We start from the raw sequence: 15,004 nt of genomic DNA, 5'->3' as shown, positions 1-15,004 counted from the left end.
CGTCAGCCCAGGGTCAGCCGCGGCGAGCGCTAGCGAGACGGCGGCGCCACCCTGGGTTTCAGACGGCAAATGTGCGAACGCTGAAAGCGTGGGATAACGCCACAGGGTGGCTCAAAACTTCTGACGCAGTGCACTAGCGGTCTCCAGTCACCTTTTCGGCCGTGGCTTGCAGCGTGTCGTACTGCTGCTCGTTGATGTAGTGGGCCACGATGGTGCCCTCCTGGTCGGCGAAGAAGATGGTGGGGAAGATCTGAATGCCGCCGAAGGCCTGCCGCACGGACCGATTCAGGTGGGCGTTGACGAACCTGATGCCGTGCTTTTCCAGATAACTGCGGCGTTGTTGGTCGCTGACTTGGATATCCAGGACACGGTCGGCATTGATGCCCACTATCCTCAATCCCTTGTCACGGTACATCTCGTCCAGCTTGGCCAGGCGGGGGGCGATGCGTACGCAGGGCGGGCATCCCGTGAACCAGAAATAGATCAACGATCCGTGCCCCCTCAGGTCCTGTGCGGAAACGGTTTCGCCGTCCAGAGTGGGCAGTTCAAAGTCGGGCAAGGCCTTGCCTTCCCAAGCCGTAACCTGTACCGAGGCGCCCCGCTGCTCCATGAAGGCCTCGATGTTGTCGACGTTCAAGGATGCGATTTCGCGGCTGGAGGAGTCGAGGGTGAACATGGAGGGCACTCGCGGATCGGACTTCATGACGGCCAGCAGCAGGTCGACCGATTGCGTGCTGATTCCGAAGTTGTCGGCCACGTTTTGGCGGGTGGGAATCTTGCCGGTGTTTTCGTATTCGGACTTGAGCACGGCGGGAATCTGGAAGAAGATCTCGTAAAGCCGCAGCAGGAAGGTCTTCTGCTCTGCGCTGAAGCGGTCGCTGTTGGCCAACTCCGAGAAGGTGACCCGTCCCCCGCTCTCCGCCATCATCTTGCGGACTTCCTGGAGGACTCCCATCTCGGCTTGGCCTTGAGCCAGGAGCGGGAGGGTGATCATCAATAGGGCCAAAGCTGCAACAGTCATTCTTCGCATCGGACTCTCCTTCGCTTGTGCTGTCGGGCGGCTGGCTCCGCCGCTCTTCCGGGGCACCGTCCCCTCTCTTGACGACGGCACCGCGACAAGGTTTCTCTTCTTTGGTCGAAATGCCGACAATCCCGCCTTTACACAGACTTCCAGGGCAAGACCTTATAATAAGCAAGACCGTCGCGAGGGTGGATTTTAAAAGATGATGAAGAGGCGGTCGATTCCCCTACCGGCTATGAAATGTCGGGGGGGTGATTACAATAGAATCCAGCACATCACAATTGCTGGATATGGAGAAAGTCGATATTGGAATTAAACCCGACTTCTGCGATCTCCCAGGCCAATGGTCAAAGGGCAGTTCGTACCGACGACCTGGGCCTTCTTCTCAACATTCTTCCTCACTCGCTGCGAACCGCGGTAGAAAAGCTCGATGCCGAAGAGTTGCTGGAGGTGATCCTTGACGTAGGGCGCCGTCCTCAAGCCAGGGTCATCAGCGGCACGGTGACGCTTTTGCAGCGCGACGTGACCTTCGAAGACATCCAAGCCGTGGTGGCGCGGACGGGAGAGTTCTCGGGAGACAACCGAGCTGGAATCGAGCGCACCCTGCACCGCATCAGCGCCATGCGCAACCGCAAGGGCCAGATTATCGGCCTGACCTGCCGGGTGGGCCGCGCCGTGACGGGGACTCTGGACATCGTCCGCGACGTCATCGAAAGCGGCAAGAGCCTGTTGCTGCTGGGTCCTCCCGGAGTGGGCAAGACCACGCTGTTGCGCGAGGCCGCCCGGGTGCTGGCCGATCAAGTGGGCAAGCGCGTCATGGTGGTGGACACCTCCAATGAAATCGCCGGCGACGGAGATGTGCCCCATCCCGGCATCGGAGGCGCCCGGCGCATGCAGGTGCCCAGTCCGCAACATCAGCATCAAGTCATGATCGAGGCGGTCGAGAACCACATGCCCGAGGTGATCGTGATCGACGAAATCGGCACCTTGGAAGAAGCGCTGGCGGCCCGCACCATCGCCGAGCGTGGGGTCCAGTTGGTGGCTACGGCCCACGGATTGAAGCTGGAAAATCTGGTCCAGAATCCGACCTTGTGCGACTTGGTAGGCGGAATCCAGGCCGTCACCCTGGGCGACGACGAAGCCCGCCGCCGCGGCACGCAGAAGACGGTGCTGGAACGCAAGGCTCCGCCCACCTTCGCCTCGCTGGTGGAGATTCAAAGCCGTCAGCGCTTGGCCGTTTTTCACGAGATCGCTCCCGTGGTGGACGCCCTGCTGCAGGGCCGTCCCCTCAAGCCCGAGGTGCGCGAGCGCTGTCAGGAGGGGGGATTCCGCGTCAACCACGAGCCGGCGCCGTCCCGTCCGACGCCCTTCGAGTCCGCCCACCGCAGCAATGGGCACGTCCCGGCAAGCAGCCGGCGCCGCATCGTCAAGCTCTTTCCCATCGGCGTCAATCGCGGTCGCTTGCAGCGGGCCGTGCGCGAGTTGCGGGTGCCAGTGCGAATCGCCGATCACCCCGGCGAAGCTCACATGGTGGTGAGTCTCAAGAATCAAGCCAAGCGCCGACATCACAAGCTCAAGTCGACTCTGCGCAGAGGCGTCTCCTTTCACATCCTCAAGAGCAATACCTACAGCCAGATCAAGAACTTCCTTCGCGACCACTTTCTCACCTTTGAAGACCGCGAAGCCGGCATCCAGGACGAGATTGCGGGAGGGTTGCGCGAGGTTGAAGACGCCGTGGCCAGAGTACGCGGCGAGTCGGAAATCGTAGAACTGCCTCCCCGCAAGGCTTACGTTCGCCGCAAGCAGCATGAGCAGGTACAGGTCTACGGCCTCTATTCCGAGAGCCAGGGCGAGGCCTCGGAGCGCCACGTCGTGATCTATCCCCGAGAGATTGCCCGCAACTTTCAAGTGACGTAAACTTCTCCCAGTCGGTCTCCAACGAAGGAAGAAGCTACGTCATGAATGAGCGGGAAACGATTGTCGAGGGCCGAGAAGTGTCCTCCCCCGAGGGCGCTCAGCCCTTCAGGCCGGTCACTGAGAAGCATCGTCTGACGTCGGTTGACGTCTTGCGGGGAGTCGCCCTGCTGGGCATCCTCACCATGAACATCGTGGCTTTCTCCTATCCCTTTACCCTCTACATGAATCCCGTCGCGCTGGGACCCATCAGTGCGGCGGACTGGTGGTCCTGGGCGATCAGCCACCTGCTCTTCGAACAGAAGTTCATGGCCATTTTCTCCATGCTCTTCGGCGCCGGGCTGGTGCTGATGTGGGACCGGGCCGAGGCCCAAGGCCGTTCCATCTTCGGCGTCTGGATGCGGCGCAATCTGTGGCTCATGCTGATAGGCCTGCTGCACGGCTTCCTGCTTTGGTTCGGAGACATTCTCTTCGTCTACGGCAGTTGCGGCCTCCTCATCTATTTCTTCCGGCGCTTCCGTCCGCGCACCCTGGCGGTCTTGGGCCTCTTGGTGGTGACGGGCTTTGTCGGCATCTTCACGCTGCAGGCGATCTATTTCGACTTGTTGCGCTCCCAGCACCAACAGGCGGTCGAGAAGCTGGAAGCCGGGGAAGAGTTGTCCGAGACGCAGAAGCAGCTCAAGCAGACGTGGATCCAGACCCAGAAGGCCATCAGTCCCGATCCGGCCAAGCTGCAAGAAGAGATCGAGATTTATCGCAACGGCACCTACCTCGAGCAGCTCATTCATCGGGCTCCCACCGCCCTCCAAACACTTGTGATCGGGTTGTTTACTTTTGGACTCTGGAGGGCCGGAGGACTGATGCTGCTGGGCATGGCCCTGATGAAATGGGGCGTCTTCTCAGCCGCCCTTTCGCGGGCGGCCTACCTGCGCCTGACGATTGGAGGCTATCTGCTGGGCCTGCCCTTCGTGGTGTGGAGCATCAACGTGTTGACGGAGAACGATTACGATCTCTTCAAGCTCTTCGGAGGCGACATCTACATCAACTACTTCGCCAGCCTGCCTGTGGCTCTGGGACACGTCGGCCTGGTCATGCTCTTCTGCAAGTCGTCGCTGGGTCAGGGCCTCAAGGACCGCCTGGCGGCGGTGGGACGCATGGCCTTCACCAACTACCTGATGCATACGGTACTGTGCACCACCCTCTTTTACGGCAGTTACGGCCTGGGTCTGTTCGCTTCTTTCAGCCGCACCGAGCTGTGGCTCGTGGTTCTGGGCGTGTGGATTCTCCAACTGATCTACTCACCTCTGTGGCTGAAGCATTTTCGCTTCGGCCCCGCCGAGTGGCTGTGGCGCAGCCTGACCTACTTCAAACTGCAACCCATGCGCAAGCAATCGGCCTGATCCCCTTGGAAGTTGGCTATTGGAATCTGGCAGTTCCGAAGCCCTAGGGTTGGATGATGAGCGAGGGGCTGTCGTTGTCGGAGTCTTCTTCCTGGTCTGAGGACGCCAGGTCGGGATAATTGCGGCGCAGGAAGGTCACATAGGCGCCCGCTTCGTGAGACTGCCGGTAGTCCTCGACCTGCAGCTCCAGGCATTCCAGGCAGGTTACGGCCTGATCCAAAGTCAAGCGGGGCAGCCCGGCCTTTTCGGCTCCTTCCCCGCTACGCAGGGCTTCAAGCTGCTTGAGGAAATGACGCGCCACCTCTTCCACCAGCGGGTTGGGTGAACGGTGCTGGTAGAGGACTCCGCGGGATTCGGTCGACAGGGTCTTCTTGGCCAGCTTGAAGCCTTCCGCCAACACCTCTTCCTCCAATTTCCTGAGGCCCCGCGCGAAGCGGACGATCTCGCGTTCCAGCGCCATGATGTGGGGCGCGAAACGCTCCAAGTCGGCGATGTACTTCTGAAGGCGGGCGGGTGCGATGTTGCGGCCGAACTGAGAGGCCATCTTGCGGTTGGCGTGGCGCTGGCCGGTGCGCAGGTAGCGGCAATCGGCGGGACAATCGATCTCGACCATGCGCTTCTCGCCGCAGCACTGAGGGCAGATGAGCCCGTTCTTGGCCGGGCAACTGCGCTTGCCCTTGCGGCGTCCGCAGAGAATGCACTTCATGGGGGTCCTCCCCGCAATTTAGGGGCTGGGCCGGAGGTTTTTGAGAAACTGCTCAAAGCTGTTCTCCCACTTCCCAACGGTAGCGGCGGGGCCGGTGAGGCGGAAGAAGTAGGGTCCGGCCTCCGTTTCAGCCACCGCGGCCAGCATGCGGTAGCCGGGGAAAGGTTGCTTCTCGCCCGCCATGGGCGGCCCGATCGACTTGTTGTAGGTTCCGCTGATATCGAGGGTGGTCAAGGGGAGACCGTTGGCGGAGCCTCGGTCGATGCTGGCCGAGTCGCGGGGATCAGAGCCGTCGGGAATGCTGAACATGCCGATCCAGCGCTGAATGTTGGACTCCACGTCGCCGCCCTGTCCCTGAAAGTAGAAGACCACCATTTCGGCCGCTTCCTGGCCCGGCCTGTCGGAGGGGAGGCGGTACTGGGCCGTCCGGAAGCTGCCCTGGGGAGGCTCCGGTATCCATCCGTCGGGAACGCTGAAGACGATGCCGGGGGCTTCGACGTTCTCTCCCGTCTGGGGAGCCGTTTCGATGGGTCTCTCCTGGGTGGAGGAGGAAGGGTTGCGGGCCTGCAAAGGCTGGGCCGTGGAAGGAACCTCGGCGTCGGGATCGTCGTTGAAGTTTCGGGAACAGCCGGTCACAGCCGGCAAGAGCAGTAGGGCCGATAGGATGAGTATGGGCGTTGAAGACATGCGTGCTTTTTCCTGTAAATTGCTGCTGACGGGATCAAGAGTCGGCCAGAGGCTTGCGTCCGGCGAAACCGGCTTCCACTTCATGCCAGTACTTGATGTCGTCTTCGCCGTAGCGCCAGCACAGATAGACTTCGCGTCCGTCCTTGAGATGGGGAAAGTCGACCAGTCCGTCCTCGACGCTCTTGACAAGGCACCCCGCATCCTGAATGGCGCTGATATAGCTGTTGAGCGTCAGCAGGTGCTCGAGGTAAGCGGTTCCGGCGGGCGACCCGGCGTTGCTGACGGCATTGTCGGCCAAGGTCTGAATCTCGCTGGCGAAACCCTGCATCAGTTGCGAAGCGTCTATGGCCCGCTCCATGGCTTCGCGAATCTGAGGCAGCAGTTTTCGGGCCTCTTCAACCGTGAAGTATTTGTCACTCACGCGCGTCATTATAGCGGCTCTGGCGCAGTGGGGTCGAAATCCCCTGGCCGTCAATGGGTTCGGGCCAGCCGGCGCACTTCGCCCAGTTTTTCTTCGATCAGCCGCTTGAGCTCTTCGTTGCTGGAAGTGCGCAGAAAACCTTCCAGATCGCGAAGAGCTTCGCCGTACTGATCCAGGTCGAAGTAGAGCAAGCCTCTTTCCAGCACCTCGTATGACGGATCGTCGAGCAGAGGAATGCGGCGGTCCAGCACCTCGATCAGCAAGCGGCGGTTGCCGCCTTGGCGGTAAATCTGCTTGAGGTTGGCCAGCATGCGGAGCACTACGGTGCGGTTGGAGGCCGGCTGCAGGAACTCGCTGCGGAAATCGATGGAATTGCGGGACAGGTCCTCCAGCAACTCCCGGCAGCCGTCTTCTAAAAGGATCTTTCCCCGGCTGAAGGGATCCAGGAAGATGTTGCGGTAAGGCATGCTGTGGCGCAGCAGAAAGTGGGCCGGCATGGCTACCGAGTCCAGATGCAGTCCGATGCGCTCCGCCAATTCGCGGTAGAGCACGCAGAGGCTGATGGGGATTCCCCGCCTGCGCTCCAAGACGCGCGACAGGTAACTGTTGTCGGGATTGTAGAAGTCTTCGGTATCGCCCTTTAGTCCGAAGTCCTCATAGATCACTTCGTTAAGGGCGTTGATCTTCTGAAAGGCCTCGCCCCCGGCCTCGGGGTGATTCAGGACGCTTTGGCCCAGGTCGTCCACGGTGCGGCGGGCCCCCTTGAGGTCGTCATCGGGATAAGCGGCGCGGCACAGCTGGAGGGAGATTTCCAGAAGGTCCCAGTGGCGCGAAGGACCCTCGACCGCCTCCAGAAAATCGTCCAATGGAATGCTCATCCCGCGGATTTGGTACTCTGGCCTCGAACAAGGAGCAGAGCGTGAAAGTCATCATTGATTTATCGATTGTCCCGCTTGGCGTGGGACTTAGCCTTTCCCAGTATATCGCGGCCTGCCAGGAAGTGTTGAAGGAAGCAGGCCTCAAGACCCACATGCACGCTTCGGGCACCAACATCGAGGGCGAGTGGGACGAAGTCATGGATGCGGTCAAGCAATGCTTCGAAAAAGTTCACTCCATGGGCGCCCCGCGCGTCACGGCCAGCATGCGGCTGGGGACTCGGACCGATAAGGACACAAGCATGGATTACAAGGTGGACAGCGTGCGTGAAAAGACGGACGCCTAAAACCTCGAGGTGAAGCGGAAATGGTGGGAGAAACAGGTCTTAGCCGGCGCTTGATCATCCTGATAACGCTTTGTTGGGCGGCTCCACCGTCGTTCTCGGCGCCCGGGGCGGCGCTCCGAGCCCCCCAAGCGGAGCTTCAAGTCACTCATCGGGCGCGTGCTCTGCAGCCGGGAGAAGTGGTGGTGCTGGGAGTCGAGGCGCCTGTCACCGACCACCCTGAAGCCGGAGACGGAGAAAGCCCCGCCGGCTCTCGCCTGGAGCTGCGCGATGTGCGGGCTGCGGCCTTCGGCAGCCAGGTCAGGGGCTACCGCCGCGATGAGGGCCGCTGGGAAGTCCTGCTGGGAATCGACCTGGACGTGAAACCGGGCACCTATCCGGTCGAGGTTACGGCACTGCTCGAGGAGAGCGGCCCGGATTCAGGCCGGACCCTGCGGACTCAGCACGTGCTCTGGATCGAGGACAAGACGTTTCCCACCCGCAAACTGACGGTCGCGCCCAAGTATGTCGATCCCCCGCCCGAGACGCAGGAGCGAATCGCCCGCGAATCGCGCTTGCTGGTTGACCTCTTTCACACTTCGACTCCCCAGCGCTACTGGCGGGGCGAGTTCGTAGCGCCCGTACCGGGACGCGTCAACCGCGACAGTTTCGGCAAGCGCAGCATCTTCAACGGAAAGCCCCGCAGCCCCCACACGGGCGCCGACTTCTCGGCTCCCTCGGGCACGCCCGTCAAGGCTCCCAACGCCGGAAAGGTGGTGCTGGCCCGCGATCTCTACTTCGCCGGACGCACCGTTATCCTCGATCACGGCCTGGGACTCTACAGCTTCTTCGCCCACTTGTCGGAGTTCAAGGTGGATGAAGGACAGATGGTAGAGCGCGGCGAGGTACTGGGCCTGACCGGGTCCACCGGACGCGTCACCGGCCCCCACCTGCACTACGCCGTGCGCCTGGACAACGCCCGCGTCGACCCCCTGGCCCTGATGGAGCTGCTCGGGCCGGAAGCTCATTAGCGCTACGCGTCGGAAGTTCTGACTCAGGCTGATTGTTTCAACGTTATCCCACACTTTCAGCGTGGATGGGAGAGATCGTGGTGACCCAGGGATACGCCCTTGCCGCGCTCCGCTTGGCCGCGGGCTCCTCCCTGGGCTGGCGAATCGCTCGCCTTCAGCGAGCCGGACTTGAGTTTGCAACGAGGGCGCTCGCCGGGGTTCGTTCGGGCCCGCTGAGGCGAGCGATTCGCGCTTCCCGCCCCTGGGGAGCGCAAGGCTGGGGGAGGGGGCAGGGCAGCGACTGTGTTGAGGGTCAGGTCCGGGCTCGCTGAAAGCGAGCGATTCGCCAGCCCAGGGTGCAGCCCGCGGCAAGCGAAGCGCGGCAAGGGCGGAACCCTGGGTTTCGAATCGGAGGAAAAACGAACCCTGAAGGGGTGAGATAATGCGCCGGGTACACTTCTCAATCCCACACGTACCTTTCATCGTAGGCAACCTGATACCTGTCCAGAAACCTGCGGAACTCGGTTTTGAAATCCACCTGCTTGTGGTGCTCTTCTTGCTTTCGAATGTAATCCTTGATCGGCCCCAATTGGGACGGACCCACGGAGAAGGCCCCGTAGCCCCCTTGCCAATAGAACTTGGAGAGCATGCCGCCCTTGGCCTTAATCCACTTGGAGGACTGGCGTTTGAGTTCCCCGACCAACTGGGAGGTTGAAAGGTTCTTGGACTGGCGGCAAAGGATATGAACGTGATCCCGGTGTCCGCCCGTCAATGCGGACGGGCAATCCACCCTCCGGCAAACTTCAGAGAGATATGCGAAGACCTCGTCTCGAAGAAGGGGATCTTGGAAGAAGGGATAGCGTGCCTTGGTCGAAAATATGATGTGAATCCAGAGTTGGGCCAGCGATTGGGGCATTACGGATCTCCAGGGTTGTATAGGGGCACAATTTAGAAGGATGAGAATCCTGAAGCTTCGAGCCAGCCTTTAAGGTTATCCCACACTTTCAGCGTGGATGGGAGAGATCGTGGTGACCCAGGGATACGCCCTTGCCGCGCTCCGCTTGGCCGCGGGCTCCTCCCTGGGCTGGCGAATCGCTCGCCTTCAGCGAGCCGGGACTTGGATATCAACACGGTGGCTGCTTGCGGGGAGTTGCCTGGCGTAGTGGCTCGACACCTCATGAGCGGCTAGGGCCACCAGGTGGCCAACAAGTTCACACACGGGTCAAGTTTCAGCGACGGCGGTGAAGGCTCAATTGCCCTCGGCGGTATGAGGCAGCTCGCTAGAAATACCAGGTGAAGGCGGTGAAGAGGGTGGCGGGGGCGGGGCCGTATTCGGAACGGGGAGACAAGGTACGGTCGAGTTGGCCGCCGATGCCTACTTGCATCCCCAGCAGGAAGGTGGAGTTGTCGCTGCTCGACCATTGCAAGGCGGGGATGAGAAACGCGGAGGGGTCTTGCCAGTTGACCAGCAGGGTGTTGCTGAAAGTCCAGAGCGGGTGGATCTGCCAGTTGAGGGCCGCGCCCGTGTAGTAGCGGCCCAATGCGTTGACCTCGCCCCGCTGCACCCGATCGGCTTGGGCGATGAGCAGGTATTCGTCGGCATCCGAGGCGCCGAAACCGTTGTAGGAAAACTCCACCGTCACCCCCACGTCGGGATTGAGCTGACGGTCGATTCCGACTGAAGCCCTCCAGAAGCTGGAGCGCCCCAGCAGGCGGTCGCGGGGGTCTCCGGAATCGGTCCAGGTGGCCTCGCCTCTCAGCGCCGATCCGCCCAAGCCGGTGGTGATGAAAAACCCCGCCACCGTGTCGCCGTGGAACTTGCCTCCCATGAGTCCCAGGTCGAGGCGTCCCAGGTAGAGGCGGGCCTGAGCGGCCAAGGCCTGGTCGTCGCTGAATCCCCTGCCCAGGACGGCGCCCACGACCTGCACTTCCGAGAACGACCCCAGCGGAACCGTGAGGCGCAGCGCGTCCACCCCCTCTTTGTAATCGCGGTCGATACGCTCGGGAGCGAAGGAGGAGAACAGGTCCATGACGGGCCAGAAGTAGGTCACCCCCCAGGTGATGGCCTGGCGTCCGGCCACCACGCGGGCGTTTTCGAAGTTGAATTGCAGATTGAGGCGGTCGAAGCGGCCGCTCAGGTCGTAGTCGGAACTGTCGGTGAAGTCGTGCTGCAAGGGGAGGTAGGTCTGGCTGCGTCCCGTGGCCGTACTGGCGGCCGCGAGCATGGGAGGGGAGAGGAAGTCGAGCACGGCGTGGGACTCGAAGACCACGTGGGCTCCCCACTCGCTTTGCAAGGTAAAGCGAGCCGATCCGAACTCGGTGTCACGGCGCTCCCCGAAAACCTCATCTTGGGCGTCCTCTAGGCGCAGGAATTGATACCAGCGCAGGGAGCCGCCCCAATCGAAGGTTTGGGCCAGCAGGCTGGTCTGAAGCATCGAACCGCTCAAGACCAGCCCCCAGATGAAGGTAAGTCGCCGCACCCTCCCAGTCTAGCGCGTATCGTTGTCGGGACGCGGACGCGGCTTGGGCATCAGTTTGCGAGGCAGCTTCTCGTCGCGCTGGGCGGTGTGATAGGCGAAGGACGCTACCAGGACGGACGCCTGCATCAAATCGCTGGCGATGGCGTGATCGTAGAGGTCCATGTTGGTGTGGTGGGTGCGCGACGAGTAGGCGATGGGATCCTGAATGAACTGGAAGCCGGGCAGCCCCACGGCGTCGAAGGCCAGATGGTCGGTGCCCCCGGTGTTGCGCATGGTCAAAGTGGTGGCGCCCAGGTCATGAAAAGGTTCCAGATAAGCCTCGAAGATGGAAGCCACGGCGGCGTTGCCTTGCAGGTAGACGCCCCTGATCTTGCCTGTCCCGTTGTCGAGGTTGTAGTAAGCCGAGAACTTCTGGTGGGCCGGCTTGGTTTCCAACGACCAGCGGTCGGCGAAGTTTTCGGTGACGTAGGCGCGCGAGCCCATCAATCCTTGCTCTTCGCCCGTCCAAAGCCCGATGCGGATGGTCCGGCGCGGACTGAGGCCCAGCTTCTTGATGATGCGTACGGCTTCCATCATGACGGCACAGCCGGCGGCGTTGTCGGTGCTGCCGGTGGCGGCGTGCCAGGAATCGATGTGGGCTCCCAGCATCACCACCTCGTCTTTGAGCCGGGGATCGGTGCCGGGAATCTCGGCGATCACGTTGTACTCGGTGGGGTCGCCGTCATGCACCTCGACGTCGATGTTCAATTCCAGGCGGACGGGAATGTCCTCATCGAGCAGGCGCAGGATGCGGGCGTAGTGCTCAGTGGCCACCACGGCTGAAGCAGGACCGATGTCTTGAGCTGAGCGCCAGGTGCCTCCGGCGGTCACGAAGAGGGTGCCGTGTTCGCCCCGGAATCCGGGCTCCAGCACCGCCGCCGCTTGCTCCTCGCGGAAGAACTTGATCATGGCGTTGCGCAGCCGCCGCATTTCACGGAAGCGGGCGAAACGGGAGCGGTCGGGACGGTTGCCTCGGGGCTCGATCTGCACCATCTCTTCCAGGTCCTCGGCGCTGCGGCGACGGGCGTCGGCTTCGAAACCGACTTGCGCTTCGCGGTTCAGCGGCATGAGCACGATCTTGCCTTTCAACTCGCCTTTGAACTCCTCCAGCCCTTCCATATCCTCAGCGTCCACCAGCACCGGTTGGCCGCTGATGAGTCCGCCCGTACCCTGCGTCCAGGCCTTGGGGTAAGCGATGATGGGCGAGTAGTAGGGCTCGGTCATGTGCATTTCGAAGCGCTTGAGCGTCCAGCCCAGTCCGAACTCTCCCCAGGGCTCCAGCTTCGAGTTCTCCAGTCCCCATTCTTCCAACTGGTCCCGGCTCCATACCAGGGCCCGCCGCAGTCCGGGCGAACCCGTGAGTCGCGGTCCCGAGACGTCGGTGAGTTGAAAGAGAGTGTCCATGACCTCGGAACGCTCCAGTCCTTCCTCGCGGATCTTGGAGACGGCCACCAGGTCGACGGCTTCTTCGGCTGACACCAGTGCCGGCCAGCCCTGGAGCAGGATGAGGGCCAGAGCCACTGCGAATAGCTTCTTCATCAAGTTTTCCTCCCGTGTTGGCGCCAAGCAAAACGCCTTCGGCGATAGGCTGTGATGTTATATCCTACCCGATTGATCGTCGGCCGGGCGTTTTTCGAGATCGAGCCTTGCAGGGCGCGCTTTTCTTGCTTCGCAACCTGCGATGTAGTTTTATAGAAACCTTGATTGGCACGTGGAACCCACCTGCGCGGTTCCATCATTTTCCGACAGGCTACAAGACATGAACAACACAACCAAGGGACAACATCCGATCGACCTCTCCCGTTCCCGGCTCCTTGCCAACCTGACCACCCCCCGACTGATCGAGGCCGGGCTGCGAAGGGACGAGGGAGTGCTGGTTTCCAGCGGAGCGTTTTGCGCCGAGACAGGAGACCGCACGGGTCGTTCGCCTAACGATAAATTCATCGTCGAAGATCCCCACTACAAGGACGATATCTGGTGGGGGGCGGTCAACCGCCCCTTCCAGCCCGAAGCCTTCTCGCGCTTGCGGGAGAAGGTGGAAGCCTACATTCAGGGTATCGACCTCTTCGTTTTCGACGGCTTTGCGGGAGCCGATCCCGAGTATCGCTTGCCGGTTCGCATCGTGACCGAAAGAGCCTGGCATAATCTGTTCGCCAGACAGCTCTTCATTCGTCCCCAGCCTCAAGAGTTGGAAGACCACCAACCCGGCTTCACCGTCATCTCTGTGCCCGGATTCAAGGCCCACCCGGAGACCGACGGAACGAATTCGGAAGTCTTCATTCTGGTCAGCTTCGCCCGCCGCCTGGTGCTGATCGGAGGCACGGAATACGCCGGCGAGATCAAGAAATCGATCTTCAGCGTCATGAACTACCTGATGCCCAAGAAGGGCGTGGTGTCCATGCATTGCTCGGCCAACAAGGGCGAGAGCGGCGACACGGCTCTTTTCTTCGGGCTTTCGGGCACCGGCAAGACCACCCTCTCGGCTGATCCGCAACGCCGTCTGATCGGTGACGACGAGCACGGCTGGTCCAACAACGGCATCTTCAATTTCGAGGGTGGATGCTATGCCAAGTGCATTCGCCTCTCACGCCAGAACGAGCCCCAGATCTGGGATGCCATCCGTTTTGGGGCCGTGGTGGAAAACGTGGTCTTCGACAAGGAGACCCGCCAGGTCGACTACGACCGCAAGGACAAAACCGAGAACACCCGCGCCGCCTATCCCATCGAGCACATTCCCGGCGCCGTAGTGCCCAGTGTTGGAGGGCATCCCGGCGTGGTCATCTTTCTGACCGCCGACGCCTTCGGAGTGCTGCCGCCCATCTCCCGCCTCTCGCGGGAGCAGACCATGTACCACTTCATCTCCGGCTACACCTCAAAGCTGGCCGGGACCGAAACCGGCGTCACCGAACCCGAGGCCACCTTTTCGGCCTGTTTCGGAGCCCCTTTTCTGCCCCTTCACCCCCAGCGCTATGCTGAGCTTCTGGCGCGCAAGATCAACGAGTTCGGTTCCCGCGTCTACCTGGTCAACACCGGTTGGACCGGCGGGCCCCACGGCGTAGGCGAACGCATCAGCCTGCCTTACACTCGGGCCATGATCTCGGCGGCGCTTTCCGGCGCCATCGACGACACCGAGTTCAAATCCCACCCGGTCTTTCAGGTGGACGTGCCCCAGCACTGCCCCGGCGTTCCCTCAGAGCTTCTCAATCCCAAGTCGACCTGGGCCGATGCTTCGGCCTACGACGCCAAGGCCGTCCATCTGGCTCAGGGCTTCAAGCGCAACATCGGCAAGTTCGAAGTGGATCAGGAGATCCTCGACGCCGGTCCGCGTGTCTAGGCCATGACCGGCGGCAAGATCATTATCACCGGCGCCTCCTCGGGGATCGGGGAAGCGGTCGCCTACGCCTTCGCCAAGCGGGGTGCTGCGCTTTACCTGGTGGCCCGTCGCGGGGAGCGCCTGCAGGCGGTGGTTGGGGAATGCCTGAAGCTGGGGGCCGTCCGAGCCGAGGCGGGCCTGCATGACCTCAGCATCGAAGGCAAAGGGGCCGAGGTTGTCGAAGCGGGAAAAGAGACGCTGCAGGGACTGGACGTTCTCATCTGCAACGCGGGCTACGGTCTTTACGGGCCCCTCGAGGAGATCGATCCTGCCCAGATGGCGCGCCTCTGGCAGGTCAACTACCAGTCCGGCTACGAGTCGATCCACGCCGCACTGCCTGATTTTCAGCAACAAGGCCGGGGACACATCGTGGTGGTCAGCAGCGTCATCGGCAAGACAGCTCTGCCCCTTTCCTCGACCTATTGCGCCACCAAGTTCGCCCAGGTCGGCATGGCCGAGGCTCTGTGGGGCGAGTTGCACGGTTCGGGTGTGGAGGTCAGTCTCATCTGTCCCGGCTACACCAAGACCGAGTTTGCGTCGTCTTCAGTGCGGACCGAGAGCGCATCGATGTTCAACCGGGTAGGCGGCGATCCGCCAGAGACGGTGGCGCGGGCCATCGTCAAGGCGGTGGAGCGGCGCAAGAGGGTCGTCATCCTGACGTTTCCGGGACGGTTCTTCTGGCGCCTCAACCGCTTCTTCCCCAACCTCACCGCCCGCCTGGTGGCCTGGTTCATCAACCGAAACCGCTAGGCTGA

14 protein-coding genes are annotated in these 15,004 nt (G+C 61.8%); 6 read left to right on the top strand and 8 right to left on the bottom strand.

What is annotated here, in order from left to right; translation table 11 throughout:
* Positions 1 to 133 precede the first annotated feature (133 nt).
* A complete protein-coding gene (locus tag VLU25_11170) occupies positions 134 to 1,030 on the bottom strand; it encodes a TlpA disulfide reductase family protein (GenBank protein ID HSR68493.1) in 897 nt (298 codons plus the stop codon).
* 297 nt (positions 1,031 to 1,327) lie between these two features.
* On the opposite strand from VLU25_11170, the gene VLU25_11165 reads away from it, so the two are divergent.
* Positions 1,328 to 2,938, top strand: coding sequence for a R3H domain-containing nucleic acid-binding protein (locus VLU25_11165; protein HSR68492.1), 1,611 nt, complete (start codon positions 1,328 to 1,330; stop codon positions 2,936 to 2,938).
* Positions 2,939 to 2,979: 41 nt separating this feature from the next.
* A complete protein-coding gene (locus VLU25_11160; GenBank protein ID HSR68491.1) occupies positions 2,980 to 4,335 on the top strand; it encodes a DUF418 domain-containing protein in 1,356 nt (451 codons plus the stop codon).
* A gap of 43 nt (positions 4,336 to 4,378) precedes the next feature.
* Here the strand turns inward: VLU25_11160 and VLU25_11155 are convergent, their stop codons facing one another.
* From VLU25_11155 to VLU25_11140, 4 genes are read right to left on the bottom strand one after another with little or no spacing between them, the layout of a single operon-like run.
* Positions 4,379 to 5,041, bottom strand: coding sequence for a hypothetical protein (locus tag VLU25_11155; protein HSR68490.1), 663 nt, complete (start codon positions 5,039 to 5,041; stop codon positions 4,379 to 4,381).
* A gap of 18 nt (positions 5,042 to 5,059) precedes the next feature.
* A complete protein-coding gene (locus tag VLU25_11150) occupies positions 5,060 to 5,728 on the bottom strand; it encodes a hypothetical protein (protein ID HSR68489.1) in 669 nt (222 codons plus the stop codon).
* Between the two features lie 34 nt (positions 5,729 to 5,762).
* A complete protein-coding gene (locus VLU25_11145) occupies positions 5,763 to 6,149 on the bottom strand; it encodes a DUF2203 domain-containing protein (GenBank protein HSR68488.1) in 387 nt (128 codons plus the stop codon).
* 50 nt (positions 6,150 to 6,199) lie between these two features.
* A complete protein-coding gene (locus tag VLU25_11140) occupies positions 6,200 to 7,027 on the bottom strand; it encodes a transglutaminase-like domain-containing protein (GenBank protein ID HSR68487.1) in 828 nt (275 codons plus the stop codon).
* Between the two features lie 41 nt (positions 7,028 to 7,068).
* On the opposite strand from VLU25_11140, the gene VLU25_11135 reads away from it, so the two are divergent.
* Positions 7,069 to 7,371, top strand: coding sequence for an MTH1187 family thiamine-binding protein (locus tag VLU25_11135; GenBank protein HSR68486.1), 303 nt, complete (start codon positions 7,069 to 7,071; stop codon positions 7,369 to 7,371).
* A gap of 182 nt (positions 7,372 to 7,553) precedes the next feature.
* Complete coding sequence (locus VLU25_11130; GenBank protein HSR68485.1) at positions 7,554 to 8,378, top strand: M23 family metallopeptidase; 825 nt, start codon at positions 7,554 to 7,556, stop codon at positions 8,376 to 8,378.
* Positions 8,379 to 8,817: 439 nt separating this feature from the next.
* On the opposite strand, the gene tnpA is transcribed toward VLU25_11130, so the two are convergent.
* The 3 genes from tnpA to VLU25_11115 form a co-directional block, all read right to left on the bottom strand.
* Positions 8,818 to 9,273 (bottom strand): IS200/IS605 family transposase, encoded by a 456-nt coding sequence (tnpA, locus tag VLU25_11125; GenBank protein ID HSR68484.1) that lies wholly within the window; start codon positions 9,271 to 9,273, stop codon positions 8,818 to 8,820.
* Positions 9,274 to 9,637: 364 nt separating this feature from the next.
* On the bottom strand, positions 9,638 to 10,837 hold the full coding sequence (locus tag VLU25_11120) for a hypothetical protein (GenBank protein HSR68483.1): 1,200 nt from the start codon (positions 10,835 to 10,837) through the stop codon (positions 9,638 to 9,640).
* 9 nt (positions 10,838 to 10,846) lie between these two features.
* Positions 10,847 to 12,415, bottom strand: coding sequence for a M20/M25/M40 family metallo-hydrolase (locus tag VLU25_11115; protein ID HSR68482.1), 1,569 nt, complete (start codon positions 12,413 to 12,415; stop codon positions 10,847 to 10,849).
* Positions 12,416 to 12,635: 220 nt separating this feature from the next.
* On the opposite strand from VLU25_11115, the gene pckA reads away from it, so the two are divergent.
* Both pckA and VLU25_11105 read left to right on the top strand, forming a co-directional pair.
* The gene (gene pckA / locus VLU25_11110; protein ID HSR68481.1) at positions 12,636 to 14,210 is read left to right on the top strand and encodes a phosphoenolpyruvate carboxykinase (ATP); all 1,575 of its coding nucleotides are present in this window, start codon (positions 12,636 to 12,638) and stop codon (positions 14,208 to 14,210) included.
* Positions 14,211 to 14,213: 3 nt separating this feature from the next.
* Positions 14,214 to 14,999 carry an SDR family NAD(P)-dependent oxidoreductase gene (locus tag VLU25_11105; GenBank protein HSR68480.1) on the top strand — a complete coding sequence of 262 codons (786 nt, stop codon included), beginning with the start codon at positions 14,214 to 14,216 and terminating at the stop codon, positions 14,997 to 14,999.
* Positions 15,000 to 15,004 lie beyond the last annotated feature (5 nt).

It is taken from the genome of Acidobacteriota bacterium (assembly GCA_035471785.1).
Lineage (GTDB): Bacteria > Acidobacteriota > UBA6911 > RPQK01 > DATIPO01 > JANQFM01.
The sequence above is the reverse complement of the archived record's forward strand: the minus strand, read 5'-3'. Positions and strand labels throughout refer to the sequence as shown.

Coding starts and splice junctions, on each gene's coding strand:
- VLU25_11170 (HSR68493.1), bottom strand. CDS start 1,030: ATGCGAAGAATGACTGTTGCAGCTTTGGCCCTATTGATGATCACCCTC.
- VLU25_11160 (HSR68491.1), top strand. CDS start 2,980: ATGAATGAGCGGGAAACGATTGTCGAGGGCCGAGAAGTGTCCTCCCCC.
- VLU25_11155 (HSR68490.1), bottom strand. CDS start 5,041: ATGAAGTGCATTCTCTGCGGACGCCGCAAGGGCAAGCGCAGTTGCCCG.
- VLU25_11150 (HSR68489.1), bottom strand. CDS start 5,728: ATGTCTTCAACGCCCATACTCATCCTATCGGCCCTACTGCTCTTGCCG.
- VLU25_11140 (HSR68487.1), bottom strand. CDS start 7,027: ATGAGCATTCCATTGGACGATTTTCTGGAGGCGGTCGAGGGTCCTTCG.
- tnpA (HSR68484.1), bottom strand. CDS start 9,273: ATGCCCCAATCGCTGGCCCAACTCTGGATTCACATCATATTTTCGACC.
- VLU25_11115 (HSR68482.1), bottom strand. CDS start 12,415: ATGAAGAAGCTATTCGCAGTGGCTCTGGCCCTCATCCTGCTCCAGGGC.
- pckA (HSR68481.1), top strand. CDS start 12,636: ATGAACAACACAACCAAGGGACAACATCCGATCGACCTCTCCCGTTCC.
- VLU25_11105 (HSR68480.1), top strand. CDS start 14,214: ATGACCGGCGGCAAGATCATTATCACCGGCGCCTCCTCGGGGATCGGG.